23 protein-coding genes are annotated in these 24,027 nt (G+C 70.6%); 11 read left to right on the plus strand and 12 right to left on the minus strand.

Features of this window, described 5'->3' with window-relative positions:
• The 6 genes from EOINJALH_RS10015 to EOINJALH_RS10040 all read left to right on the plus strand — a co-directional run.
• A partial coding sequence (locus EOINJALH_RS10015; protein WP_234413764.1) for an ABC transporter substrate-binding protein occupies positions 1–986 on the plus strand: 986 nt, incomplete at its 5' end.
• 58 nt (positions 987–1,044) lie between these two features.
• The gene (locus tag EOINJALH_RS10020) at positions 1,045–1,986 is read left to right on the plus strand and encodes an ABC transporter permease (protein ID WP_088280216.1); all 942 of its coding nucleotides are present in this window, start codon (positions 1,045–1,047) and stop codon (positions 1,984–1,986) included.
• A 26-nt stretch (positions 1,987–2,012) separates the two neighbouring features.
• Positions 2,013–2,933 (plus strand): ABC transporter permease, encoded by a 921-nt coding sequence (locus tag EOINJALH_RS10025; protein ID WP_088280240.1) that lies wholly within the window; start codon positions 2,013–2,015, stop codon positions 2,931–2,933.
• Positions 2,930–4,564 (plus strand): ABC transporter ATP-binding protein, encoded by a 1,635-nt coding sequence (locus EOINJALH_RS10030; protein WP_088280217.1) that lies wholly within the window; start codon positions 2,930–2,932, stop codon positions 4,562–4,564. Before EOINJALH_RS10025 ends, EOINJALH_RS10030 begins: the two co-directional genes overlap by 4 nt.
• Positions 4,565–4,580: 16 nt before the next feature.
• Positions 4,581–5,609 carry a histone deacetylase family protein gene (locus tag EOINJALH_RS10035; protein WP_088280218.1) on the plus strand — a complete coding sequence of 343 codons (1,029 nt, stop codon included), beginning with the start codon at positions 4,581–4,583 and terminating at the stop codon, positions 5,607–5,609.
• 38 nt (positions 5,610–5,647) lie between these two features.
• Positions 5,648–6,523, plus strand: coding sequence for a DMT family transporter (locus EOINJALH_RS10040; protein ID WP_088280219.1), 876 nt, complete (start codon positions 5,648–5,650; stop codon positions 6,521–6,523).
• Positions 6,524–6,550: 27 nt separating this feature from the next.
• Here EOINJALH_RS10040 and EOINJALH_RS10045 read toward each other — a convergent pair whose 3' ends face one another.
• From EOINJALH_RS10045 to EOINJALH_RS10065, 5 genes are all read right to left on the minus strand, one after another.
• Positions 6,551–7,249 carry a DUF799 domain-containing protein gene (locus EOINJALH_RS10045; RefSeq protein ID WP_199873292.1) on the minus strand — a complete coding sequence of 233 codons (699 nt, stop codon included), beginning with the start codon at positions 7,247–7,249 and terminating at the stop codon, positions 6,551–6,553.
• 11 nt (positions 7,250–7,260) lie between these two features.
• Entirely contained in the window at positions 7,261–7,635 is a 375-nt protein-coding gene (locus tag EOINJALH_RS10050) for a DUF4810 domain-containing protein (RefSeq protein WP_088280220.1), read from the minus strand.
• A gap of 10 nt (positions 7,636–7,645) precedes the next feature.
• A complete protein-coding gene (locus tag EOINJALH_RS10055) occupies positions 7,646–8,329 on the minus strand; it encodes a CsgG/HfaB family protein (protein WP_088280221.1) in 684 nt (227 codons plus the stop codon).
• A 212-nt stretch (positions 8,330–8,541) separates the two neighbouring features.
• The gene (locus EOINJALH_RS10060; RefSeq protein WP_088280222.1) at positions 8,542–9,501 is read right to left on the minus strand and encodes an alpha/beta fold hydrolase; all 960 of its coding nucleotides are present in this window, start codon (positions 9,499–9,501) and stop codon (positions 8,542–8,544) included.
• Complete coding sequence (locus EOINJALH_RS10065) at positions 9,498–10,466, minus strand: alpha/beta fold hydrolase (RefSeq protein WP_088280223.1); 969 nt, start codon at positions 10,464–10,466, stop codon at positions 9,498–9,500. The genes EOINJALH_RS10060 and EOINJALH_RS10065 overlap by 4 nt, the downstream gene beginning before the upstream one ends.
• Before the next feature lie 289 nt (positions 10,467–10,755).
• Here EOINJALH_RS10065 and EOINJALH_RS10070 point away from each other — a divergent pair, with 289 nt between their 5' ends.
• The 3 genes from EOINJALH_RS10070 to EOINJALH_RS10080 all read left to right on the plus strand — a co-directional run bounded on the left by EOINJALH_RS10070 (position 10,756) and on the right by EOINJALH_RS10080 (position 13,696).
• Entirely contained in the window at positions 10,756–11,247 is a 492-nt protein-coding gene (locus EOINJALH_RS10070; protein WP_088280224.1) for a cytochrome P460 family protein, read from the plus strand.
• A gap of 248 nt (positions 11,248–11,495) precedes the next feature.
• On the plus strand, positions 11,496–12,179 hold the full coding sequence (locus EOINJALH_RS10075; protein ID WP_088280225.1) for a DNA-3-methyladenine glycosylase I: 684 nt from the start codon (positions 11,496–11,498) through the stop codon (positions 12,177–12,179).
• 92 nt (positions 12,180–12,271) lie between these two features.
• Entirely contained in the window at positions 12,272–13,696 is a 1,425-nt protein-coding gene (locus EOINJALH_RS10080) for a multicopper oxidase family protein (protein ID WP_088280226.1), read from the plus strand.
• A gap of 142 nt (positions 13,697–13,838) precedes the next feature.
• On the opposite strand, the gene EOINJALH_RS10085 is transcribed toward EOINJALH_RS10080, so the two are convergent.
• From EOINJALH_RS10085 to arsS, 7 genes are all read right to left on the minus strand, one after another.
• Positions 13,839–14,774 carry an NF038132 family protein gene (locus tag EOINJALH_RS10085; protein ID WP_088280227.1) on the minus strand — a complete coding sequence of 312 codons (936 nt, stop codon included), beginning with the start codon at positions 14,772–14,774 and terminating at the stop codon, positions 13,839–13,841.
• A gap of 296 nt (positions 14,775–15,070) precedes the next feature.
• On the minus strand, positions 15,071–16,216 hold the full coding sequence (locus EOINJALH_RS10090; RefSeq protein ID WP_088280228.1) for an FAD-dependent oxidoreductase: 1,146 nt from the start codon (positions 16,214–16,216) through the stop codon (positions 15,071–15,073).
• Positions 16,217–16,223: 7 nt separating this feature from the next.
• Positions 16,224–16,874, minus strand: a complete 651-nt coding sequence (locus EOINJALH_RS10095; RefSeq protein WP_088280229.1) for a TIGR04282 family arsenosugar biosynthesis glycosyltransferase — start codon at positions 16,872–16,874, stop codon at positions 16,224–16,226.
• A complete protein-coding gene (locus EOINJALH_RS10100; RefSeq protein ID WP_088280230.1) occupies positions 16,871–17,551 on the minus strand; it encodes a TIGR04283 family arsenosugar biosynthesis glycosyltransferase in 681 nt (226 codons plus the stop codon). The genes EOINJALH_RS10095 and EOINJALH_RS10100 overlap by 4 nt, the downstream gene beginning before the upstream one ends.
• Positions 17,548–18,387 carry a DUF547 domain-containing protein gene (locus EOINJALH_RS10105; protein ID WP_088280242.1) on the minus strand — a complete coding sequence of 280 codons (840 nt, stop codon included), beginning with the start codon at positions 18,385–18,387 and terminating at the stop codon, positions 17,548–17,550. The genes EOINJALH_RS10100 and EOINJALH_RS10105 overlap by 4 nt, the downstream gene beginning before the upstream one ends.
• A gap of 17 nt (positions 18,388–18,404) precedes the next feature.
• Positions 18,405–20,567, minus strand: coding sequence for an FAD-dependent oxidoreductase (locus EOINJALH_RS10110; RefSeq protein WP_088280231.1), 2,163 nt, complete (start codon positions 20,565–20,567; stop codon positions 18,405–18,407).
• Positions 20,564–21,541, minus strand: coding sequence for an arsenosugar biosynthesis radical SAM (seleno)protein ArsS (arsS, locus tag EOINJALH_RS10115; protein WP_088280232.1), 978 nt, complete (start codon positions 21,539–21,541; stop codon positions 20,564–20,566). The genes EOINJALH_RS10110 and arsS overlap by 4 nt, the downstream gene beginning before the upstream one ends.
• A 343-nt stretch (positions 21,542–21,884) precedes the next feature.
• Here arsS and EOINJALH_RS10120 point away from each other — a divergent pair, with 343 nt between their 5' ends.
• Both EOINJALH_RS10120 and EOINJALH_RS10125 read left to right on the plus strand, forming a co-directional pair.
• On the plus strand, positions 21,885–22,520 hold the full coding sequence (locus EOINJALH_RS10120; RefSeq protein WP_088280233.1) for a DUF1109 domain-containing protein: 636 nt from the start codon (positions 21,885–21,887) through the stop codon (positions 22,518–22,520).
• A 200-nt stretch (positions 22,521–22,720) separates the two neighbouring features.
• Positions 22,721–23,989 (plus strand): nitronate monooxygenase, encoded by a 1,269-nt coding sequence (locus EOINJALH_RS10125; RefSeq protein WP_088280234.1) that lies wholly within the window; start codon positions 22,721–22,723, stop codon positions 23,987–23,989.
• The last annotated feature ends 38 nt before the right edge of the window (positions 23,990–24,027 follow it).

The following is a 24,027-nucleotide window of genomic DNA, read 5'->3' on the forward strand; positions in this document are numbered from 1 at the left end:
ACAAGGCCGTGTACACCAAGTTCGCCAAGTACGTGCCGCGCAGCGAGCCGCCGTCCGGCTCGGCCGGCGGCAAGCGGGTGTACGTCGACCGCGTCGAATGGAACCTGGCGCTCCGCGATGCACAGGCGCAGGTCAATGCCCTGCAGAAGGGCGAGGTCGACATCATCGAGCAGCTCTCGTTCGACCACTACGAATCCGTCAAGACCGACGCCAATGTCCAGTTGCCCAAGGTGGCCAACCTGGGCCTGCAGTACATGGCGCGCTTCAACCACCTGTCCAAGCCATTCGACAACGTCAAGGTGCGGCAGGCCGCGCTGGCGGCGATGACGCAAGAGCCCTTCCTGCGCGCGCAGGTGGGCGTGAAGGAACTGTACAAGTCCTGCCCCAGCATGTTCATCTGCGGCACGCCCTTCGGCAGCACCGCGGGCAGCGACATCCAGGCCAAGAGCAACATGAAGAAGGCCCAGGACCTGCTCAAGGCCAGCGGCTACGACGGCACGCCCATCGTCATCATGAAGCCCACCGACCTGGCCTCGATCCAGAAGCTGCCCGACGTGGCCGCGCAGTTGCTGCGCCAGGCCGGCTTCAAGGTCGACCTGCAGGCGATGGACTGGCAGACCCTGGTCGGCCGCCGCGCCAAGAAGGACGCGCCGGACAAGGGCGGCTGGCACATGTTCCTCACCGCCTGGCAGGCCTTCGACGTGTGGAACCCGATCAGCAACCCGACCATGGACACCCGTGGCGAGAAGAGCACCTGGTTCGGCTGGGCCACCGACGACAAGATGGTCGAGCTTCGCAACCAGTTGATGCGTGCCACCGACGAGGGCGCCAAGAAGAAGCTCGGCGAGGCCATGCACGTGCGCGCCTTCGAGATCGCCACGCATGCGCCGCTGGGTGAGTTCGATGCGCCGATGGCGGCCCGCAAGAACATCAGCGGCTTCTTCGTCACCAACGGCAACATCTACTGGAACCTGAAGAAGAACTAACGCACGCCGTGCGCGGCCGCGGGCGAGTCCCTTTGCCCGCGGCCCACCCGAAGGCCCGATGCTCAACTTCCTCTTCCGCCGCCTGCTGTCGACGATCCCGGTGCTGCTGATCGTGGCGGTGCTGGTGTTCCTGATGCTGCGGCTGACGCCGGGTGATCCCGCCGCCGTGCTGGCGGGTGATGCCGCCAGCACCGAGCAGATCGCCAAGATCCGCACCGGCTTGGGGCTCGATCGGTCGATCCCGGAGCAGTTCGCCATCTGGTTCGGCAACGTCGTCACCGGCGACCTGGGCGAGTCGTTCTACTACAAGACCAAGGTCACCACGCTGATCGGCCAGCGGCTCGAGCCGACGGTGTCGCTGGCGGTGATCACCATCACGCTGGCGGTGCTGGTGGCGGTGCCGCTGGGGGTGCTGGCGGCGTGGCGTTTCGGCAGCTGGCTCGACCGCGGGCTGATGGGCTTTTCGGTGCTGGGCTTCTCGCTGCCGGCCTTCGTGCTGGCCTACGTGCTGATCTGGATCTTCTCGCTCAAGCTGGGCTGGCTGCCGGTGCAGGGCTACCGCCGCATCGCCGACGGCGTGGGGCCGTGGCTGTACCAGCTCATCCTGCCGTCCATCACCCTGTCGGTGATCTACATCGCGCTGATCGCCCGGGTCACCCGCGCGTCGGTGCTCGAGACGCTGGGCGAAGACTACATCCGCACCGCGCGGGCCAAGGGCCTGCCCGAACTGGCGGTGCTGATGCGCCATGCGCTGGCCAACGCCGCGGTGCCCATCATCACCGTCATCGGCATCGGCATCGCGCTGCTGATCGGCGGCGTGGTGGTCACCGAGTCGGTGTACGCCATCCCCGGCCTGGGCCGCCTCACGGTGGACGCGGTGCTGGCGCGCGACTTTCCCACCATCCAGGGCGTGATCCTGCTGTTCTCGTTCATCTACGTGGCGATCAACCTGCTGGTCGATCTGTCCTACGTGTTCTTCGACCCGCGCATCCGGTACTGACAGTGAAGACAGAACCCGTCGATGCCGTGCAGTACGAGGCGCTCTCGGTCGAGGCGCATACCGTCGTCAACCAGCCCAGCGCCTGGGCGCGGGTGCGCAAGAACACCTCGGTGCGCATCGGCGGCGTGGCGCTGCTGCTGCTGGTGCTGGTGGCGCTGCTGGCGCCCTGGATGGGCACGGTCGACCCCACGCTGTTCGACCCCGCCAGCCGCGACCTGCTGCCCGGCAAGACCGGCGAGATCACCACGCTGGAAGGCGAGACGGTCAAGCACCGCTTCCTGATGGGCTCGGACAGCTTCGGCCGTGACATCTACAGCCGCGTCATCTACGGCACCCAGGTGTCGCTGATCGTCGGCCTGGCCACGGCGGTGGTGGCGCTGGCCTTCGGCATCCTGTTCGGCCTGCTGGCCGGCTTCCTGCGCTGGCTGGACGGCCCGCTGATGCGGGTGATGGACGGCGTGATGGCCATCCCCGCCATCCTGATCGCCATCGCGCTGGTGGCCATGTGGCGCGGCAGCCTGCCCACGGTGGTGATCGCCATCGCCATCCCCGAGATCCCGCGCGTCACCCGCCTGGTGCGATCGCTGGTGCTGTCGATCCGCGAAGAGCCGTACGTCGAGGCCGCCATCTCGCTGGGCACGCCCACCTGGCTGATCATGCTGCGCCACATCCTGCCCAACTGCGTGGCCCCGCTGGTGGTGCAGGGCACCTTCATCTGTGCGTCGGGCATCCTGGTCGAGGCCATCCTGTCCTTCCTGGGCGTGGGCCTGCCGCCCGACATCCCCACCTGGGGCAACGTGATGGCCGAGGGCCGGGCGCAGTTCAACGAGTACCCGCACAACATCTTCTTCCCCGGCATCTTCCTGGCGGTCACCGTGCTGGCCGTCAACATCCTCGGCGACGGGCTGCGCGACACGCTCGATCCCAAGATGGCAAAGCGCGTATGACCGCTGACGCGCCCATCCTCGAGGTCCGCAACCTCACCATCGCGCTGCCCAGCGGCGGCGACCGCACGACGGCGGTGAAGAACGTCAGCTTCACCGTCGGCCGCGGCGAGATCCTGTGCCTGGTGGGCGAATCGGGCTCGGGCAAGTCGGTCATCGCGCAGAGCGTGATGGGCCTGCTGCCCAAGTCGCTGCCGGTCAAGGGCGGGCAGATCCTGCTGCAGGGCGAGGACATCACCCACGCGCCGCTGTTCCGCCTTCGCGAACTGCGCGCCACGCGCATGTCGATGATCTTCCAGGAGCCGATGACCGCGCTGAACCCGGTCATGACCTGCGGCGACCAGATCGACGAGGTGCTGGCCCAGCACACCCAGCTGTCGCCCGCCGAGCGCCGCAAGAAGGTGCTCGACATCGTGCGCGAGGTGCTGCTGCCCGACCCCGAGCGCATGGTCGCGTCGTATCCGCACCAGCTCTCGGGCGGCCAGCGCCAGCGCATCATGATCGCGATGGCGCTGGTGCTCGACCCGGTGCTGCTGATCGCCGACGAGCCCACCACCGCGCTCGACGTCACCACCCAGGCGCAGATCCTCAAGCTGGTGCTCGACCTGCAGAAGCGCCACGGCGCCGGCGTGCTGTTCATCACCCACGATTTCGGCGTGGTGGCCGAGGTGGCCCAGCGCGTGGCCGTGCTGCGCCTGGGCGACATGGTGGAGGTGGGCGACAAGCACGACGTGCTGCAGCGCCCCCAGCACGACTACACCCGCATGCTGATCGGTGCCGTGCCCACGCTGCACCTGAAGCAACGCGCGAATGACGCGTCCGCGCCGGTGGTGCTGCGCGTCAAGGGCCTGGAGAAGACCTACCTCGACAAGGGCTGGTTCGGCCCGCACCGCAGCGTGCACGCGGCCAAGGACGTGAACCTCGAGATCCGCCGCGGCCAGACGCTGGGCATCGTCGGCGAATCCGGTTCGGGCAAGTCCACCGTGGCGCGCTGCGTGGTGCGGCTGATCGACCCCTCCGGCGGCCAGGTGGTGCTCGACCCCGACGAGGCCGATGGCGGCGACGACATTGCGATGATGCCGGCCGGGCAGCTTCGGCCGCTGCGCAAGCGGGTGCAGATCGTCTTCCAGGACCCCTACCGCTCGCTCAACCCGCGCCGCACGGTGGCCCAGGCGATGGTCGAGGGCCCGGTGAACTACGGCCTGTCGCATGCCGAGGCCATGGTGCGCGCGAAGCAACTGCTGCAACTGGTGCGCATGGATTCGAGCGCGCTCGACCGCTACCCGCACCAGTTCTCGGGCGGCCAGCGCCAGCGCATCTGCATCGCCCGCGCGCTGATGATGGAGCCCGAACTGCTCATCGCCGACGAGGCCGTGTCGGCGCTCGACGTGTCGGTGCAGGCGCAGGTTCTGCAGCTGTTCGAGGAGATCCGCGGGCGCCTCAACCTGGCCATGCTCTTCATCACGCACGACCTGCGCGTGGCCTCGCAGGTGTGCGATCACCTGGCGGTGATGTCCAAGGGCCAGGTGGTGGAGTACGGCCCGGCGCACCAGGTGTTCGGCGCGCCGCAGCACGAGTACACCCGCGCGCTGTTTGCTGCCGCCCCCGGGCGCGGCTTCGAGTTCGCCGCCTGAGCGCACGGCCGGTGCGATGGACGCCTGGTTCACCGAGCACCACCAGGCCCACCACGGCCACGGTGAGCTGATCGGCGGCCGGCTGGTCAGCGGCTTCGAGTCGCCGGTCCGCGCCGAGCGGGTGAGGGCGGCCTTCGAGGCGGCGGCGCTGGGCGCCGTGCGCTCGCCCGCCGACCATGGCCTGTCGCCGATCCTGGACGTTCACGATGCCGGTTATGTCGGTTTCCTGCAGCGCGCCTGGCGCGACTGGCAGGCCCTCGGCCACCAGCACCCGGCGCTGGGCATGATCTGGCACGCCGGCCTGGGCCGCCCCAGGGTGCTGCCGCGGCACATCGAGGGGCAACTGGGCTTCTACTCGCTCGATGCCGGCTGCGCCATCGTCGCCGGCACCTGGGAGGCGGCCTACTGGAGCGCGCAGTGCGCGCTGTCGGCCACGCAGGCGATCCTGCAGGGCGCCGGCAGCGCGCTGGCCATCTGCCGCCCGCCCGGCCACCATGCCACGGCCGACGCGATGGGCGGCTACTGCTACCTCAACAACGCGGCCATCGCGGCGCAGGCGCTGCGCGCACGCTTCGCGCGGGTGGGCATCGTCGACGTCGACTACCACCACGGCAACGGCACGCAGGCCATCTTCTGGCGCCGCGACGATGTCTTCTTCACCAGCCTGCACGCCGACCCTCACGACGACTACCCCTACTTCAGCGGCCATGCCGACGAGCGCGGCGATGGCCCCGGCACCGGCCACACGCTGAACCTGCCGCTGCCGGCCGGCACGCAGGCGCCGGCCTGGCTGGCGGCGCTGGAGCAGGCCCTCGACGCCACCGTGCAGCGCGGCTGCGAGGCGGTGGTGGTGTCGCTGGGCGTGGACACCTTCGAGCGCGACCCCATCTCCAAGTTCAAGCTCACCGGGGACGACTACCTCGAGATCGGCCGCCGGCTGCGGCGCCTGGTAGTGCCGATGCTCTTCGTCTTCGAGGGCGGCTACGCCACCGACGAGGTGGGCGCCAACGCGGTGTCGGTGCTGGTGGGATACGAGCGCGGGTGAGCGCGGTGGGGACACCCGCGCGGGTCGGCGCACAGCGCATGCACCCGGCGCTGATCCCTGCGCTGCTGGCCGTGTGCTGGGGCCTGAACTGGCCCATCATCAAGATCGTGCTGTCGGTGGTGCCGCCGTTCACGCTGCGCTGGGTGGGCCTGGGGGCAGGCGGTCTGCTGTTGCTCGGATATGCGATGCTGCAGCGACGGCCGCTGTGGCCCACGCAATGGCCCCGGCTCATCGTCGCCGGCCTGCTCAACGTGGCCGGCTTCAACCTGTGCACCGCGTTCGCGCAGTTGTCCACCAGCACCTCGCGCGCCTCGGTGCTCACCTACACCATGCCGATGATCTCGGCGCTGATGGCCTGGGCCCTGCTGGGCGAGCGGCCCGACCGGCGCCGCGCCGCCGCACTGGCGCTGGGCTCAGCCGGCATCGCGCTGCTGGCCTGGCCGGTGGTGCAGCGCCTGCAGGCCGGCGAACTGGATGCGCGCACGCTGCGCGGCCTGGTGATGCCCCTGCTGGCCGCCACCGCCTGGGCGGCGGGCACGGTGTTCACCAAGCGCTGGCCCATCGCCGGCGACCGCGCCGCCAGCACCGGCTGGCAGTTGATGATCGGCGCGCTGTGCGGCGGCATCGGCGCCGCGCTCACCGGCGAGCGCTGGCCCGACACGGTGCCCACCGTCGTGCTGGCCGCGTTGGTCTATCACATCATCGTGGCGACCGCCTTCGCCTACCTGATCTGGTTCGTGCTGCTCGAGCGCTTCAGCGCCACCGTGTCGTCGCTCACCACGCTGATGGTGCCGGTGGTGGGCGTGATCGGCGCCATGGCACTGGTGGGCGACCGACCCAGCGCGCTCGACTGGGCCGGCTTCGTGCTGGTGCTGGGCGGGGCGGCGATGGTGGTGCTGCGCCTGGGGCGGTGAGGTCCCGCGGCTGCCCGCTGCACGACCTCAGGGCTGCTTCATGTAGTTCGGCGATCGTGGCCCGTACAGCAGGCCATTGGGTCGGCCTGCCCCCAGCAGTCGCTGGCTGGCGATGCCTGCGATGGGATGGCTGCGCTCGCTCACGTTGTTGGCGATCTGTTCGATCACTGCCTTGACGAGCAGGCCCACCAGGCCGCCCTGGTTCGATCCCCCCTGTTCGGCACTGGACGCTCGGGCGCTGCCTTCCCACAACATTTGTCCTGACTTGAGGTCCACCAGCTTGGCGTCGAGCACGACGAGCGCTTCACTTTGCACCAGCTTGTAGACCGCGCCATAGCTCTTCACTGCAACGTAGAGCACGGCGTCCGCACCGAAGATTTCGCGCAGCTTGGCCGGTGCGATCTGGTGCGCATCGGCGGCGGTGTGCATGCCATTCGCCTTCAGGGTTTCGTCCACCAGAGACACCGGCAGCACATAGAAGCCCGATTCGGCCAGCGGAAAGCTCAGTTGCGCGAACACGCTGGGCGTGGCCAGCACATCAGGCGTGTCGTTGATCGGCGGCAGCACCAGCAGCGAGGCGGGCCTGGCCTGTTTGAAGGCCGTGTAGTCGCGTGGCGACGGGGGCGTCTGGCAGCCGCCCAGCGCCAGCGCAGCCAGAATCATCAGGACCGTGGCGGCGAGGCGGTCCCAGACCGGCGCCTGGCAGTCGATGCTGAGTTTGATCATTCGCATGCCCTTCAGGACTTGGACGCGGGCTTTGCCGCGCGCTTGAGCAGGAAGTCGATGTAGGCCGCCGACTCCGGAAACAGCTTGCGCTCGGCTTCCAGGTGCCTCAGCGCGTTGGCATCGTCGCCTACCTTGGAGTACAGCAGTGCCAGGTGTCCGTGCAGCCCCGGTGGCGTGGCGGCGCCAGCCTCGAGGGTTCTCTGCGCCTGGGCTTCGAGTTGCTGGATCTGGGCGCCCGGATCCGAGACGTTGCCCTTCAGGTAGTTGTAGAGCGCGGACTGGTATCCGCCCCACTGGTAGATCGGCTTTGTGGGCGTCGCGCAGGCGCTCAGTGTCAAGACCAGCCCCCAGACTGCTGCGCGGCGCAGCGTCGTCGTTGCATGCATCGGGGGCTCCTCAGCGAACCGGCTTCCAGCCGCCCGCATCGATGCCCGCGACCAGGTTGTTGACCGCCTCCCGGATGGCCAGATCGAGGACCTTGCCGCTGAGCGTCGCGTCGTAGCTGGCCGTGCTGCCGAAGCCGAGCACCTCGCGTTCCGACAGGCTGTACTCACCGGCACCTTGCACCGAGAACACGACCTCGGAGGTCAGTGGATTGACGATGTTCAACGTCACCTTGGCGTAGGCCACCTGCGACTTGCCGCGGCCCAGCAGGCCAAACAGTTGCTTGTCCCCCACTTCCTTGCGGCCGAACTCGCTCACAGCACCGGTGACGAGGTAGTCCGCGCCTTTGATCGTCTGCCCAGCGGCCTTGTACTGGGCCTCCTGCTTGCTTTCGTCGAGGTTGTCCCGGTCGAGCACGCTGAAGCGATTGGTCTGCTGCAAGTGCGAGACCAGGATGGTCTTCGACTGCGACCCCAGGCGGTCGACGCCATCCGAAAAGATGCCTCGCTGGTAGGTCGATCGGTTGTCGAACTTGCCCACTGAAATCGGCGCACGTGCGCCACGGTAGGCCGGGGCGGAGGCCGCAGCCACCTTCGCGACCTCGACGGTGCGGGATTGCTCGGTGGTGGCGCACCCGGCCAAGGCCAACGCTGCCGCGGCGATGCAGGCCATCTGGCCGCGTCGAGAATTGAACATGGAATCTCCCTGGTTGGACCGATGTCCGCGCTGCAAGTCAGGTCGGACATTCAGGTTGAAGTTTATGTCGATGCCATCGAATGGCCTTCAGTCAGGCCTGGTGGATGCCGCGGATGACGGGCCTCCTTGGCCTGGATCAATGGTTGATCGAGGAGCGCCTTCGGCATGTCCGGTTTCGCCGAAGGGCTCGGCCGGGCGCGAGGCGCGCAGGCTCACAGCGAGTTCAGGAACCCCAGCAGCAAGGCGTTGACCTCGTCCGCCCGCTCGCGCTGCACCCAGTGGCCGGCGCCGTCGAGCAGGTGGCAGCCGCGCAGGCCCGGCAAGGTCCGCGGGTAGGCCTCGATCTGGGCTTTCGACGCGGGGAACTTCAGCACGCCATCGCGCGTGCCGGCGATGAACATCGACGGCTGGCGCACGGTGCAGCCGCGCCAGGGGCCCATCAACTCGGTGTTGCGGCGCAGGTTGCGGTACCAGTTCAGGCCGCCGCGGAAGCCGGCGCGGCCGAATTCGCCGGCGTAGTGGGCCAGGTCCTGCGCGCTCAGCCAGGGCGGCAGCACGGCCGGGTCCACGGTGTGGTGCAGGAAGCCCTGGCCAGGGGCCAGCACGCCGAAGCTGGTGCCATCGGGCGCGTCGCCCGAGGCGCTGTAGTAGATGCGCCGCAGCGACGCGGCAATGTCCTGCTCGAACTCGGCCTCGGCCACGCCGGGCGCCTGGAAGTACTGCATGTAGAAGGTGGTGATGCCCATCTTCTCGAGCGCGGACAGCAGGTCGACGCGACCCGGCGGGGTGAACGGCACGCTCATGCCGACGACGGCCCGGAAGAGATCGGGCCTCAGCATCGCCGCATGCCAGGCCACCGGCGCGCCCCAGTCGTGGCCCACGATCACGGCCTGGGTCTCGCCCAGGCGCTGCACCAGGTCGACCATGTCGCCCACCAGGTGCAGCAGCGTGTACTGGGCGGGGTCGGCCGGCGCGTCGCTGCCGCCGTAGCCGCGCATGTCGGGTGCCGCGGCACGGTAGCCCGCGGCGGCCACGGCGGCCATCTGGTGCCGCCACGAGTACCAGGATTCTGGCCAGCCGTGGCAGAACAGCACCAGTGGTCCGCGCCCCTGCTCGGCCACGCGCAGACGGATGCCATTGACCGGGTGGTCGGTGAGGGTCGGTTCGGTCATGACGGGCTCCTGCCGGCCGATCCGTGCAGTGCGCGCTCGGCGATGTCGACGATGAATGCGGCCGTGCGTGCGGGGGCCGTGATCGGCAGCATGTGGCCGCCGTCCACCAGGTCGAGCCGCGCCCCCGGCAGGCGGTCGACCAGCCCCTGGCCCTGCGTGGTGGGGTCGAGGACGCGGTCACCGCGCCCGTACAGCACGCCCACCGGCAACTGCATCGTGGGATAGCGCGATTCGATGGTGGGCAGGTCCTGCATCACCGCGGCCAGGTCGGTGGACGCGGCGACGAAATGGCTGGGCCGCACGCCCAGCAGTCCGCCGCCTCGCGTGGCGAAGTCGGAGGGCACGGCCTCGGGGCCGAACACGAGGCCGAGGATCGTGTCGCGCTGGGCGATGGTGGCCGGCAGCGCCACCGTCCAGGCCACCAGGTGGCGCAGCCAGGGCCGGGTGATCGCCAGGCCGCTGAAGGCCGGCGACAGGTCCTTCGGGGTGTGGGTCAGCGGGGCCACCAGGGCCAGTGCCGATACGCGCCCCGGGTGTCGCTGGGCCAGCGCCAGGGCCAGCGCGCCGCCCAGCGAATGGCCGACGACGACCGGGCGCTCGAGTTGCAGGGTGTCGATCAGCGCCGCCATCGCATCGGCCTGCGCGTACAGCGCCCCCGACGCGCCGGGCAGGCGCACCGAGTAGCCCGAGCCGGGGCGGTCCACCGCGATCACCCGGTAGCGCGTGGCCAGCAGGTCGACCACGGCGTAGGTGAAGTGGCACAACTGCCCGGCCAGGCCGTGGATCAGCAGCAGCGGCCGGCCCTGGCCCCGCTCGACCACGTGCAGGCGTGCGCCGGGCACATCGACGAAGCGACCCTGGGGCGGCAGCATGGCTTCCACGCGGCGGGCGGTGGCGAAGGTGAAGAGCCACAGGCCGCCGACGCCGGCGGCCAGGACGATCAGGACGATGAGCAGGGGGTGCATGGGGCGATGGTGTCTGCGGCGGAGGGTCATCTTCGCACCCGGGCCGATCCGGGGCTGTCGCGCAGGGGCCCACGGGCGGACGGGCGCACGGTGCACGGGGGGCCGTTGCCCAGGCCGACTCCGTCGGCACCCTGTGGCACCCGCCGCGGCCCACCCGTGCCATCGCCCCCCCGGCGATGACCGGCATGGGCAGTGACCTCGGCGCCGCCGGCCGAAGCGCGGCCATCGCGGGAATAAGGCATCGCCCCGCTCCGTATAGAGTGATCCCCTCCACCCAGCCAAGGCCCCAATGCGCTTCACACCGTCCGTCCTCGCCCTGCTCCTGGCCACCTCGTCGGCCGCCTGGTCCGCCGACCCGGCGCCGAACGGCATCACGCTGCCCGAGGGCTACAAGGACTGGCGCGTGCTCAGCGTGCACCACCGCTCGGACAACAACACGCTGCGCGCGGTGCTGGGCAACGACGTGGCCGTGAAGGCCGCCCGCGAAGGCAAGACCAACCCGTGGCCCGACGGCACCGTGCTCGGAAAGATGGTCTGGAAGGGCGTCAAGCACGACAAGTGGGAAACCGCCACCGAGCCGGGCCCCTTCGTCCACGCCGAGTTCATGCTCAAGCAAAGCGACAAGTACGCGTCCACCGGGGGCTGGGGCTACGCCCGCTGGCTGGGCAAGGACCAGAAGCCCTACGGCAAGGACGCCGGTTTCGTGCAGGAATGCGTGGGCTGCCACACGCCGGTGAAGGACCGCGACTGGGTCTTCACCCACCCTGTCTCGCTGCCCTGAACAACCGGCCGCACGTTGAGCCTGCCGGGCGGGCCGGTCAGCCGCCGCATGGCGGTGATGCCGGCAGTCTCCGTGAAAGACGTGTCCAGCGCCCGCCGGGCGTCGCTGGACACCAGCCGCTCGACCGCGTCGAGGCGGTAGCTGCCGGCAGAGTGGTTCGGTCGGCCCATGCCGGCGCAGCCGACGGAGGGGGGCGGCGGCGGACTGTGGCACGATGGCGCGCCACGCCATCGGCGCCTGACCACACCATGTCCGACACGTCACCGCCCTCCCTCCCGCCAGCCGCCGAGGCTGCCGGGGCCAGTGCCCTGTACGTCGCCGACGACGGGCTGGCGCGCTGTCCCTGGTGCCAGGCCAGCGCGGCCTACCGGCACTACCACGACGCCGAATGGGGCCACCCGGTCACCGACGACCGAAGGCTGTTCGAGAAGGTCTGCCTCGAAGGCTTCCAGGCCGGGCTGAGCTGGCTCACCATCCTCAACAAGCGCGAGGCCTTTCGCCGCGGCTTCGCCGAGTTCGACGCCGAGCGCGTCGCCGCCTTCGACGCGGCCGACGTGGCGCGCCTGCTGGCCGATGCCGGCATCGTGCGGCACCGCGGCAAGATCGAATCGACGATCAACAACGCCCGCCGCGTGCTCGAACTGCGCCGCGAGTTCGGGTCGATGGCGGCCTACGTGTGGGGCTTCGAGCCGGCGCCGGCCACGCGCCCCGCGCGCATGACGACCGAGGCGCTGCGCGCCATGACCACCTCGCCCGAATCGGTGGCGCTGTCGAAGGACCTGAAGCGCCGCGGCTGGAGCTTCGTCGGCCCGACCACCGTGTACGCCTTCATGCAGGCGATGGGGCTGGTGAACGACCACCTCGACGGCTGCCATGTGCGCGGGCGCGCGCTGCTGGCCAGGGCGCAACTGGCCCTGCCACGGCCGCAGTGACTCGGTTAAAGTCTGATGACACCGGTGCGCCCGCCGGTGCAGATGCGTCGCCGGCCGATCGGCCGAGCCAGACCACGCCAGGAGACTCCGCCATGACGTTCAGCCGCCGTGATTTTCTGCAGGGCTCCGGTGCCGCGCTCGGTGCGTGGGCGCTGTCCGGTGGGCCGGCCCGTGCCGCCACCCACCCGCCTTTCAAGCTCGATGCCGGTGTCTTCTCGCAGAAGGTGCGGGCCGATGGTCCGGCCACCGAGGTGTGGGGCTTCAACGGCTCGGTGCCCGGCCCGGTGCTGCGCTTTGCGCAGGGCGACAAGGTCGACCTGCACGTCGTCAACCACTTGCCCCAGGTGACCACGGTGCACTGGCATGGCCTGCGCGTGCCCAACGACATGGACGGCGTGCCCCACGTCACCCAGCACCCCATCGAGATCGGCGGCAGCTTCGACTACCGCTTCGCGTTGCCCGACGCCGGCACCTATTGGTATCACCCGCACCAGTCCAGCTTCGAGCAGGTGCCGCGCGGCCTGTACGGCGCGTTCATCGTCGAGGAGCCCCGTCCGGTGCAGGTCGACCGCGAGGTGGTGTGGGTGCTGGCCGACTTCAAGCTCGGCGACGACAACAAGCAGGTCGAGGATTTCGGCAAGGTGCTCGATTTCGGCAGCGATGGCCGCCACGGCAACGTCTTCACGATCAATGGCACCGCGGCCGGCCCCGACCGCAAGCTCGAGTTGCGGCCGAACGAGCGCGTGCGGCTGCGGCTGATCAACGCGGCCTCGGCGCGGCTGTTCCGACTCGAGTTCGTCGGCCACGCGCCCTGGGTGGTCAGCTACGACGGCCAGCCGGTGTCGCCGCACCCCATCCCCGACGGCAAGCTGTTCCTCGCGCCCGGGCAGCGCACCGACCTGGTCATCGACGGCAGCGCCGCCCCCGGCGCCACCCACGCGGTGGTCGACCGCCGAGGCACCGGCACCCAGATCGCCAGCATCGCCTACGCCGGCAAGCCGGTGCGGGCACGGCGGCTGGGCCGCCCGGCGGCGATGGCGCCGAACCGCCTCGTCGAGCCGCGGCTGGACAAGGCCACGCGCCACTACCTGATGTTCGATGGCGGCGTGAAGGGCATGCCGGCCATCGCGCAGGTGGACGGCAAGCCGATGAAGGTCGAGGAGATCATGGCCCAGCACGGCATCACCTGGACCATGAACTACACCGCCCAGCACGAGCACGCGATGATGCACGAGCCGCTGTTCCACATGAAGCGCGGCGAGCACGTGGTGCTGCGCATGGTGAACAACACCAATTTCGAGCACCCGATGCACCTGCACGGCCACTTCTTCCGGGTGCTGGCGCACAACGGCAAGCCCAACGCGATGCGCGAGTGGCGCGACACCGTCATCCTCGGCCCGCGCGGCAGTTGCGACATCGCCTTCGTGGCCGACAACGTCGGCGAGTGGATGTTCCACTGCCACATCCTCGACCACGCCGCCGGCGGCATGATGGGCACGGTGGTGGTCGACGACTGACCTGCCCACACCGCGTTCGCCGACGGGCTGCCCTCGGCGTGACAAGGTCGGCCCGCTGGGGCGGATCACCCGGAAGGATCCCCATGGGGGACCCTGCTGCCGCGCCGACCGGCGTCGGCCGGCCTTCGGCGGCCGCGCGGCCTCAGGCGGCCGTGGCCTTGTTGTGCCGGCGCGCCATCAGCCCCGCCACGCCCAGGCCCGCCAGCATCAGCGCCCAGGTGCCGGGTTCGGGCACCGGCGGCGGCGGGTTCTCGAGCACGGTCGCGCCGGCAAAGTTGGCCTGCGACAGGCCGGTGAAGTCGAAGGCCAGCGCGGTGTCGTAGGCCTCGTCGCCGAAGTTCGTCACCCCGATCTCGACCCGGAAGGTGCCGCCGGCGGTGAAGCTGTAGTCGGAGGTGACCCAGCCGCTCGAGCCGCAGCTGCCTTCCAGCGGGTTGCCGGCCCAGCAGAAGCCGTAAGAGCCCGACACGTTCTCGACGCCCAGCGGCGACCAGTTGGTGTTGGTGCCGCCTGGCATGTGGACGATCGGCACGCCGCCGTTCAGCACGGCGTCGAGCTGCTTGTCGGCCTGCTTGTCGACCTGGTCGCTGAGCACCTTGCCGGGCACGTAGTCGCCCGTGCCGTCGCCGTCGGGCGCGTTGCCGCTGCGGGCGGTGAACAGCCAGGCGGCGGTGTTGCCGGTGGCCACGTTGACCAAGCGGGCCCAGGCGTAGTCGTCGAAACCACGACCGTCGGTGGACACGAAATTGAGGCGCAGCTTCAGCGTGTCGTTGACCGACGCGGTGAAGGTGCTCGACAGCACCTTCGAGCCGTTGGTCTCGGTCTCGCCGCCGTCGCCGGGGTTCAGTGCCAGCGGGGGCACCGTGGCCACGCCGTTGAAGGTCGTGACGAAACCGAACTTGGCGTTGCCGGTGGGCGACAGCGGCACGGCGGTCTCGCCGTTGTAGTTGCTGGTGATCAGGCCCGTGGCCCCGGTGGAGGACCAGGTGGCCCCCGCCAGCGACACCTCCACGGCCTGGGCCACGGGTGAAGCCAAGGCGGCGAAGGTGATCAGGGCGAGCGGTGCGTACTGCTTCATGGTGGGTCTCGTGAATGAGGGAGAGAGTCCGGCGGGGCCGAAGGCGCACCTGAATGGCGCACTCCGGCCGCGTTCACGCAATGATAGTTGTCAAGCATCTGAGACGGCTGCGGCAAACCGTCGCCTTCCCCCTGAATGCGCGGGGCGCTCCCCTGGATGGGAGGGGACCCCTCGAATGAGGGGGGATCAGCCCCGGATTCGTTGAGCCCGGCATCCCATGGCCGCGCCCTGCACAGGCCTCAGGGGCTGAGAGGAACTCGAGCGTGCATGATCAAAACTCTCCGACTCTCCGACTCTCAGGGCAGGGGTGGCCCGGCGGTGGGGCCCGGCGGCGCGGCGCCGCGGTCGCGGGCGAAGCCGGCAATGAAGCCGCGGTCGATGCTGTCCTTCCAGCGCCAGGCCCATGCCCCCTGCGCCGCGAACGGGCCCCAGGTGGCGATGGCGCGCCGGTCGCCGGTGGCCAGCAGCGCCAGGAAGCGGCGCTGCGGTGAGTAGGTCTGCGGCGCACCATCGCCCAGGCAGGCGCGCAGGTTGCGTGTCAGCACCGGCCCCATGCGCACGGCGTAGACGCCGGCCTTGGGCAGCGGATCGGCCCACTGTGCGCAATCGCCGACGGCGAACACCGCCGGGTGCGACACCGAGCGCAAGTGGTCGTCGATGCGGATGAAGCCGGTCTCGCTGGCAGCCAGCGTGCTGCGGCCCGGCCAGCGGTGGGCCTGCGCGCCGGTGGCCCACAGCACCAGCCGTTCGGCATCGGCGGGCGACGCGGGCGGCGCCTGCTCGTCGAAGCCCGTGTTGGTGTGCACGGCCGCGCCGGCCGCGGCCAGCACGCCGTGCATCTGGCGCGCGGCGAGGCGCGACATGCCGGGCAGCAGGTCGGGGCTGCGGGTGAGCAGCCGCGCCGTCAACGGCCGGCCGGGGCACAGCGCGGCCAGCCGCGTGCGCACCGCCAGCAGCGACTCGACCCCGGCCGCGCCGCCGCCCACCGCGGTGAGGTCGATGGGGCGGCCCTGCGGCTGCGCCGCCAGGTCGGCCAGCAGGGCCTCCCAGGCGCGGTGCAGGTCGCCCAGCGGCCGAAGCGACAGCACGCGGGCACCGTCGACGGCCGGCGGCCGCAGCGTGGAGCCGATGTTGATCGACACCAGGTCGGCGCCCAGCACCGTGCCGCTGCGCAGCATCAGCATGCGCTGGTCGGCGTCGAAGGCGATCACCTCGTCGGCCACCCAGGTGGCGCCGGCGGCGCGGGACAAGGCCTCGAAATCGATGCAGATCTCGTCGAAGCGGTAGTGCCCGGCCAGCCAGCCCGGCACCATGCCCGAGTAGGGCGCCAGCGCACTGGGCGACACCACGGTGATCGCCACGCCCGGCATCGGCCGTGCCGCGAAGTCGCGCAGCACCTGGGCATGGGCGTGGCCGGCACCGACGAGCAGCAGGCGTTTCATCGGGCGATCATGCCAGCCACCCCGGGGGCAGGTGCGCCAGGTCGGCGGGCTCGTCGATGTCGGCGAGGGGCGCCAGTTCGGTGTGGCGCAGTCCGGCGGCGGCCAGGCGCTCGCGGGTCTGCTGCATCACCTGCGGGGTGCTCCAGGCGATGCCCTCGAACAGCGACGGCGCCGGGCGCCGCAGGCCGACCAGGCCGTAGCCGCCGTCGAGCGCGGGCACGACCACCGCGTCGTGGGTGGCCAGCGCCGCGGCGGCGTGCCGCAGGACGGCCGCGTCGAGCGCGGGCAGGTCGGTGCCCATCAGCAGCACGCACCGGCCTCGGGCCAGGTGGCGGTCGATGGCGCGGGCCATGCGCTGGCCGAGATCGCCCTCGCCCTGCTGGCTGAGCGCCACCTGGCCCGTCGCCGCCAATTCCTGGAAGGCCGGGTGCAGGGCGGCGGGCCGCGCGTCAGATGTGACGTGCGGCGTGGTGTCGGGCGTGGTGCACAGGTCCACCGGCCCGACCGCCGCCGCGCAGGCCTGGGCCACCGTGTGGCGCAGCAGCCGCTCGGCCAGCGCGGCCGCGCCATCACGGCCCAGCGCCGGGATCAGGCGGGTCTTGGCCAGGCCGGGCACCGGGGCCTTGGCCATCACGACGATCGCCACCGCGCCGGTCATCGGTAGGCCCGCGCCAGGGCGTCGGCCGGCGTGCCCAGCCAGTAGCGCAGGCGCAGCCGCCACATCAGCACGATGGTGCGCCAGACGCCGTGCTGTTCCCAGCGGCGGCCCGAGGTGGCCACGCGCAGGCGCAGGCAGGCCGGCGCGCCGTGGCGCTTGAGCCGGCGCGACAGCTCGATGTCCTCCATCAGCGGCTGGTCGGGATAGCCGCCGATCGACGCGAACAGCGCGCGCCGCACGAAGATCGCCTGGTCGCCGGTGGCCATGCCCGTGAGGCGCGAGCGGGCGTTCATCATCCAGGCGATCACCGGGAACATCGCCGATCGGCCCTCGATGCGCACGTCGAAGCGGCCCCAGGAGGCGCCGCGCGCCAGCGCGTCGGCCACCGCCGCCAGCGCATCGGCCGGCAGCCGCGTGTCGGCGTGCAGGAACAGCAGCACCTCGCCGTGTGCCGCCGCGGCGCCGGCGTTCATCTGCCGGGCGCGCCCACGCGGGGCCGCGAGCACCTGGTCTGCGCGGCCGGCGCAGCGCGCCACGGTGTCGTCGCGGCTGCCGCCGTCGACGACGATCACCTCGTGGCCCTGCGCGCGCAGCGCGGCCAGCGCGTCCAGCGTGGCGGCGATGCCGAGGGCCTCGTCGAGCACCGGCACGATGAGGGAGACGCGGGGCGTGCTCATCGGGCGTCGTTGAGCTTCCAGTCGTAGTCGAGGTGCGAGATGGGCACCTGCTGGCCACGCACGCGCTCGCGGTCGGCCGGCGTGTCGGCCAGGCGGTCGGCGTGGCGGGCCAGGAAGGCCGGCAGCGAGGCGATGCCCTGGTGGCCGCGCTTGAAGTCGTCGCCGAACCAGTCGAAGATCTTCGACACCTCGAGCTGGCCGCTGGCCGGGTTGTAGCGGTTGCGGCTGCGGTCGGACAGGAAGCGCGCCGCCTGTTCGTCCAGCTGCGCGCCGAGCCGCTCGGGCACGAAGGCCTCCTCGCGCAGCGCCGGGCAGCCGATCGACGCGCAGTTGACGGCGAAGTGCACCCGCGGGTCGTCGTAGCGGCCGCGGGCGCGCAGCATCTCGTGCTCGATGTCGTCCAGGCTCACCTTGCCGCCCAGCAGCGCGATGAACTTCGGCTTCCAGGGGCTGGACAGCAGGCTGCCCAGGTCCTTGATCGATTCGAGCTTCGGGTAGCGGGTGAGGATCAGCTCTACCGTGAACGCGTTGTAGGCGTTGATCAGGAAGGCCATCTGCTGCGGCGCCGTCCAGCCGTCGAAGGCCGCCTTGGGCACCGCCGACAGCGTGTCGGTGTAGGCCTTCAACGCCGCGCGGTCGGCGGCCATGCCGGCATAGCGCAGCTGCGAGGCCTTGCCGCCACCCAGCACCACGACGTGCTTCTTCAGCAGCGCGGTCCAGGCGGCATGGCCGTGGTCGAAGGGCTGCGGCTGGGCATGCAGGTGGGCCGGCGAGAGCGCCAGCGCCGCCAGGGCCAGCAGCAGGGTGCGCCGAGGTGTGGGGGTGTCAGGGGTCATGGGGGTCTTCATGGGGGTCATCCGCGCTGCCAGTCGTGGAAGCGCGCCACCCAGCGCAGCAGGGCCTGCGGCGCATGGGCGCGCTTCCATTCGCCGGCAGCGTACTTGTTGGCCTCGGCCAGCGTGGGGTAGGTGTGGATGGTGCCGAGGATCTTGTTCAGCCCCAGCCCGTGTTTCATCGCCAGCACGTACTCGGCCAGCAGATCGCCGGCATGCTCGCCGACGATGGTGACGCCCAGGATGCGGTCCTTGCCGGGCACCGTGAGCACCTTGACGAAGCCCTCGGCGGTGCCGTCGGCGATGGCGCGGTCGAGGTCGTCGATGCCGTAGCGGGTGACTTCGTGCGGCACACCCTGCTCGGTGGCCTCGGCCTCCGACAGGCCCACCCGCGCCACCTCGGGCGAGGTGAAGGTGGCCCAGGGGATCACCGAGTAGTCGACCTTGAACGACTTGAAGCGGCCGAACAGCGCGTTCACCGCCGCATACCACGCCTGGTGAGCGGCCGTGTGGGTGAACTGGTAGGGCCCGGCCACGTCGCCGACGGCATAGATGTTGGGGAAGCGCGTGCGCAGCCAGGCGTCGGTGGCGATGGTCTTGCGCGGCGTGAGCGGGATGCCCAGCTCCTGCAGGCCGTAGCCGGTGACGCGCGGGCTGCGGCCGACGGCACACAGCAGCTGGTCGAACTCGATCGCCAGTTCGGTGTCGCCGTGCTTGACGACCAGCCGCTTGACCTCGCCATCGCGCTCGCAGCGCACCGCCTGGTGGCCGGTGAGCAGGGTCACGCCGTCGGCGCGCAGCGCCTCGGCCACCAGCGCCGAGACCTCCACGTCCTCGCGCACCATCACCCGCGGCAGCATCTCCACCTGGGTGACCCGCGAGCCCAGCCGCGCGAAGCTCTGCGCCAGCTCGCAGCCGATGGGCCCGCCGCCCAGCACCACCAGGCGCGGCGGCAGTTCTTTCAGGCCCCACACCGTGTCGGAGGTGAGGCAGCCCACCTCGCGCAGCCCCGGGATCGGCGGCACGAAGGGCTCGGCGCCGGCGGCGATGACGATGCTGCGGGTGCTCAGCGTCTGCACGCCCTGCGGCGTGCTCACCTCCACCGTCCAGGGCGAGGTGATGCGGGCATGGCCCTGCAGCACCTCGACGCCGAGCTTGGTGTAGCGCTCGACCGAGTCGTGCGGCTCGATGTCGGCCACCACGCGCTGCACGCGCGCCATCACTGCGGCGAAGTCGACGCGGCCCGACACGTCGGCGCCGCCCAGCTCGGCCGCGGTGCGCAACTGCTTGGCCAGCTTGGCCGAGCGGATCAGCGCCTTGCTCGGCACGCAGCCGTAGTTGAGGCAGTCGCCGCCCATCTTGTGGCCTTCGACCAGCGTGACCTTGGCCTTCACCGCGGCGGCAATGTAGGCGCTGACGAGGCCGCCCGCACCGGCGCCGATGACCACCAGGTTGCGGTCGTAGCGTGCCGGCCGCGTCCAGCCGGCATACACCTTGCGCCGCTGCAGTGCGTCGACGATGGCCTTGGCCACCAGCGGGAACAGGCCCAGCAGCACGAAGCTGCCCAGCAGCGCCGGCGACAGCACATCCTTCAGGCTCTGGATGCTGGCGAGCTGCGTGCCGGCGTTGACGTACACCGCGGTGCCGGCCAGCATGCCAAGCTGGCTGACGGCGTAGAACCGGCCGGTGCCGATCGGCGTCAGCCCGACCAGCAGGTTGACCAGGAAGAACGGGAACACCGGCACCAGCCGCAACGTCAACAGGTAGAGCCAGCCGTCGCGCGCCATGCCGTCGTTGATGGGCGCGAGCTGCTTGCCGAAGCGCGCCTGCACGCTGTCGCGCAGCAGGTGGCGCGAGACGAGGAAGGCCAGCGTGGCGCCCAGGCTGGACGCGAACGACACCAGCAGCAGCCCCCAGCCCAGGCCGAACATGGCCCCGCCGGCCAGCGTCATCACCGCGGCGCCGGGCAGCGACAGCGCGGCCACGGCCACGTAGATGGCAAAGTAGGTGGCCGCGGTGGTGAGCGGCTGTTGCTGCACCAGGCCGGTGAGCGCATCGCGGCTGGCCTTGAGCTGGTCGAGCGTGAGCAGGCGGCCCAGGTCGTAGTGGCGCCAGCTCAGGGCCACGGCGACGGCCAGCACGGCCAGTGCCACCCACAGCGCGCGCCGCGACGTCGTGCTCACGTCGACGACTCGGCGTGCAGCGCGCCGCCGCAGCTGCTGCCCTGGCCGGCGGTGCAGCCCCAGCAGTGCTCGGCCACGCGGATGGGCGAGCCCTGCGGGTCGTGCGACAGCAACTGCCGCAGGTGGGCGCGCGCCTGGCCGTCGACGCGGGCCGGCAGTTCGAGCATCTGGTTGAAATCGCAGTCGTGCAGTTGGCCCTGCCAGTCGACGCTGATCAGCGAGCGGCACATCACCGTGGCCAGGTTCTCGTCGCGGTGGGCGCCCTTGAGCAGCGTGAGGTAGCTGTTGAACTGGCCCTTGGACACCAGCGTGCTGCCGAAGCGCTGGATGGGCATGTTGGCCAGCGCGTAGAGGTGGTCGAAGACGATGCCGAAGTGCTGGCCCAGTTCGCGCCGGTAATCGGCCTCCAGCGGCGCCTGCGGCGGCGGCAGCGAAGGCCCCTGCGGGTTGTAGACCAGGTTGAGCACCCGCCCGCTGCCCGGCCGCGCATAGCCCAGCGCATTGAGCCGCTGCAGGCCGGCGATGCTGCGGTCGAAGACGCCGTCGCCGCGCTGCCGGTCGACGTTGGCCACCGAGTAGCAGGGCAGCGAGGCCACCACCTCGACGCCCTGCTCGGCCAGGAACTCGGCCAGGTCTTCCTGGTCGGGCTCGGACAGGATGGTCAGGTTGCAGCGGTCGATCACCCTCACGCCCAGCGCCCGGGCGGCCCGCACCAGGCGCCGGAAGTGCGGGTTCAGTTCGGGCGCGCCGCCGGTGAGGTCGAGCGTCTCGATGCCGCGCGCCTGCAGCACCTGCAGCACCAGGTCGATGGTGTCACCGTCCATGGCCTCGGTGCGGTTGGGCCCGGCATTGACGTGGCAGTGCAGGCAGCTCTGGTTGCAGCGGTAGCCCAGGTTGACCTGCAGCGTGCTCAGGCGCTCGCGGCGCAGCGGCGGGAATTCGGTGCGGACGAGCAGGGGGAGGGTGGCGTGCATGGGGTCCTTGCCGGCAGTGGGGCCGAGTATGCGAGTGTGCGGTCCGACGAATGGCCGTGCGCTGCGGGGCATTTCGGGCCAGGTGCGGCGCTGGTTACAGCCGTTCTCCGATTTTTCCGATCCGGGACGGGTGAGCATTGGACCGAAAGTTTTTCGCGCCACCGGTGTAACCATTGGCCTGGCGCGCGCGAATCACTCACCGAACCCTCGCCCCGCGGTGCGTGAACCGCGTCGGGCGCAGGCGACCGCGGAGAATCCACGCCATGCCTCGTCCGACGTGCCTGTGTCCCCTTGTCCTGCTGGCAACGGCCCCTTTGGCCGCTGCCGCGGTGCTCGAACGGTCATGAAAACCAGCGAACTCGTCGCCCTGCTGGCCACCGGTGCCGGCCCCGCCCCGCGCGCCGTGGTGGCCCGGCGCCTGCTTCCCGTGGTGCTGGCGGGCGGGGCGCTGAGTGCCGCGCTGGCCATCGGCGTGCTGGGCCTGGTGCCCGAGCGCATGCTGGCCGGCCAGGCCTTGTGGACCAAGATCGCCTACTCGGCGGCACTGATGCTGGCCGCCGGGTGGCTGGCGTCGCGGCTGGCCCGGCCGGCCGCGCCCACCGGCGCCGCCTGGCGCTGGGTGGCCGCGGTGGTGGCGGTGATGGTGCTGGCCGCGCTGGCCGCGCTGGCCACCATGCCCGGTGCCGAGCGCTTGCGGTCGCTGCTGGGCCATTCGTGGTCGATCTGCCCGTGGACGGTGCTGGCCTTGTCGCTGCCGGCGCTGGCCGGCACGCTGTGGGCGCTGCGCGGCCTGGCCCCCACCCGCCCTCGCGCCGCCGGGGCCGCCGCCGGGCTGCTGGCCGGCGCGGCCGGGGCCTGTGGCTATGCCTGGGCCTGCACCGAAGAGTCCACCGTCTTCGTCGCTGCCTGGTACACGCTGGGCATCGGCCTGACCGCCGCGCTGGGCGCACTGTTGGGGCCGCGCGCACTGCGCTGGTGACCCCCTGGCCCGCGGCGCGCTGTCAGCCCGCTGCAAGAGGCCGCTTCCAATCTGGTCGAGAATCGCCGCACCGGCGACCGGCGCGGCCGGTCTGCCCTTCGCAGGGTTGTTGGTTGACCAAACCCACCCGGATCGTGACCATTGGTGAGAATGTCGGGCACAGGCCGTTCGGTCCGGGCCTGGACACGCGAAAGCTGACGATGAAACGTTTGGATGACTTCCGGCTGCGGATGGGCCGCCATGAGCTGGTGCCCATCATGATCGGCGGCATGGGCGTGGACATCTCGTCCGCCGACCTCGCGCTCGAGGCGGCGCGCCTGGGCGGCGTCGGCCACATCTCCGATGCGATGGTCAAGACCGTCACTGATCGGCGCTACAAGACCAAGTTCGTCAAGGCCAAGCAGGCCATGTACAAGTACGTGCCCGAGACCGACGACAAGTCCAACGTCAAGTTCAACCTCGAGCATCTGGTCGAGGCCACGCGCCTGCACGTCGAAGGCACCATGTCGCGCAAGACCGGCAGCGGGCTGGTGTTCATCAACTGCATGGAAAAGCTGACGATGAACGCGCCGAAGGAGACGCTCAAGGTGCGCATGAGCGCCGCGCTCGACGCCGGCATCGACGGCATCACGCTGGCCGCCGGACTGCACCTGGGCTCGTTCGCGCTGATCGAGGACCACCCGCGTTTCCGCGACGCCAAGCTGGGCATCATCGTCTCGTCGCTGCGCGCCCTGCAGCTGTTCCTCAAGAAGAACAGCCGCCTGAATCGCCTGCCCGACTACATCGTCGTGGAAGGGCCGCTGGCGGGCGGCCACCTGGGCTTCGGCATGGACTGGGCCGAGTACGACCTGGCCACCATCACGACCGAGGTGTTGCAGTACCTGAAGGCCGAGCAGCTCGACATTCCGGTCATCCCGGCCGGCGGCATCTTCACCGGCACCGATGCCGTTCGCTTCATGGAACTGGGCGGCAGCGCGGTGCAGGTGGCCACGCGCTTCACGGTCACCCGCGAATGCGGCCTGCCCGACGACGTGAAGCAGGAGTACTTCAAGGCCGACGAGGACGACATCGAGGTCAACCAGATCTCACCCACCGGCTACCCGATGCGCATGATCAAGTCCAGCCCCGGCATCGGCGACGGCATCCGCCCGAACTGCGAGGCCTACGGCTACCTGCTCGACGCCAACGGCAAGTGCGCCTACGTCACCGCCTACAACCGCGAGGTGTCGGCCCATCCCGGCGCCAAGCGCGTGTCGGTGATGGACAAGACCTGCCTGTGCACGCACATGCGCAACTTCGAGATCTGGACCTGCGGCCAACTGGCCTGGCGGCTGAAGGACACCTCGGTGCGCCAGGGCGACGGCCGCTGGCAGTTGCTCACCGCCGAGCACGTGTTCCAGGACTACCAGTTCAGCACCGAACACCAGATCCGCCTGCCGGCCACCGAAGTGGCACTGGGCGTGGCCTGACGCAGCGCGCCGAGGGCGCCGCCGCGGCAGCGCCGCGG

It is taken from the genome of Ideonella sp. A 288 (assembly GCF_002198735.1).
In the GTDB taxonomy this organism is placed as follows: domain Bacteria; phylum Pseudomonadota; class Gammaproteobacteria; order Burkholderiales; family Burkholderiaceae_C; genus Pseudaquabacterium.

What these genes read in the sequence shown, in the direction of transcription:
- arsS (WP_088280232.1), bottom strand. Translation starts at nt 21,541, where the DNA reads ATGCACGCCACCCTCCCCCTGCTCGTCCGCACCGAATTCCCGCCGCTG.
- EOINJALH_RS10055 (WP_088280221.1), bottom strand. Translation starts at nt 8,329, where the DNA reads ATGTTCAATTCTCGACGCGGCCAGATGGCCTGCATCGCCGCGGCAGCG.
- EOINJALH_RS10020 (WP_088280216.1), top strand. Translation starts at nt 1,045, where the DNA reads ATGCTCAACTTCCTCTTCCGCCGCCTGCTGTCGACGATCCCGGTGCTG.
- EOINJALH_RS10045 (WP_199873292.1), bottom strand. Translation starts at nt 7,249, where the DNA reads ATGATCAAACTCAGCATCGACTGCCAGGCGCCGGTCTGGGACCGCCTC.
- EOINJALH_RS10040 (WP_088280219.1), top strand. Translation starts at nt 5,648, where the DNA reads ATGCACCCGGCGCTGATCCCTGCGCTGCTGGCCGTGTGCTGGGGCCTG.
- EOINJALH_RS10090 (WP_088280228.1), bottom strand. Translation starts at nt 16,216, where the DNA reads ATGAAACGCCTGCTGCTCGTCGGTGCCGGCCACGCCCATGCCCAGGTG.
- EOINJALH_RS10050 (WP_088280220.1), bottom strand. Translation starts at nt 7,635, where the DNA reads ATGCATGCAACGACGACGCTGCGCCGCGCAGCAGTCTGGGGGCTGGTC.
- EOINJALH_RS10075 (WP_088280225.1), top strand. Translation starts at nt 11,496, where the DNA reads ATGTCCGACACGTCACCGCCCTCCCTCCCGCCAGCCGCCGAGGCTGCC.
- EOINJALH_RS10085 (WP_088280227.1), bottom strand. Translation starts at nt 14,774, where the DNA reads ATGAAGCAGTACGCACCGCTCGCCCTGATCACCTTCGCCGCCTTGGCT.
- EOINJALH_RS10035 (WP_088280218.1), top strand. Translation starts at nt 4,581, where the DNA reads ATGGACGCCTGGTTCACCGAGCACCACCAGGCCCACCACGGCCACGGT.
- EOINJALH_RS10030 (WP_088280217.1), top strand. Translation starts at nt 2,930, where the DNA reads ATGACCGCTGACGCGCCCATCCTCGAGGTCCGCAACCTCACCATCGCG.
- EOINJALH_RS10095 (WP_088280229.1), bottom strand. Translation starts at nt 16,874, where the DNA reads ATGACCGGCGCGGTGGCGATCGTCGTGATGGCCAAGGCCCCGGTGCCC.
- EOINJALH_RS10060 (WP_088280222.1), bottom strand. Translation starts at nt 9,501, where the DNA reads ATGACCGAACCGACCCTCACCGACCACCCGGTCAATGGCATCCGTCTG.
- EOINJALH_RS10065 (WP_088280223.1), bottom strand. Translation starts at nt 10,466, where the DNA reads ATGCACCCCCTGCTCATCGTCCTGATCGTCCTGGCCGCCGGCGTCGGC.
- EOINJALH_RS10080 (WP_088280226.1), top strand. Translation starts at nt 12,272, where the DNA reads ATGACGTTCAGCCGCCGTGATTTTCTGCAGGGCTCCGGTGCCGCGCTC.
- EOINJALH_RS10105 (WP_088280242.1), bottom strand. Translation starts at nt 18,387, where the DNA reads ATGACCCCTGACACCCCCACACCTCGGCGCACCCTGCTGCTGGCCCTG.
- EOINJALH_RS10070 (WP_088280224.1), top strand. Translation starts at nt 10,756, where the DNA reads ATGCGCTTCACACCGTCCGTCCTCGCCCTGCTCCTGGCCACCTCGTCG.
- EOINJALH_RS10100 (WP_088280230.1), bottom strand. Translation starts at nt 17,551, where the DNA reads ATGAGCACGCCCCGCGTCTCCCTCATCGTGCCGGTGCTCGACGAGGCC.
- EOINJALH_RS10125 (WP_088280234.1), top strand. Translation starts at nt 22,721, where the DNA reads ATGAAACGTTTGGATGACTTCCGGCTGCGGATGGGCCGCCATGAGCTG.
- EOINJALH_RS10120 (WP_088280233.1), top strand. Translation starts at nt 21,885, where the DNA reads ATGAAAACCAGCGAACTCGTCGCCCTGCTGGCCACCGGTGCCGGCCCC.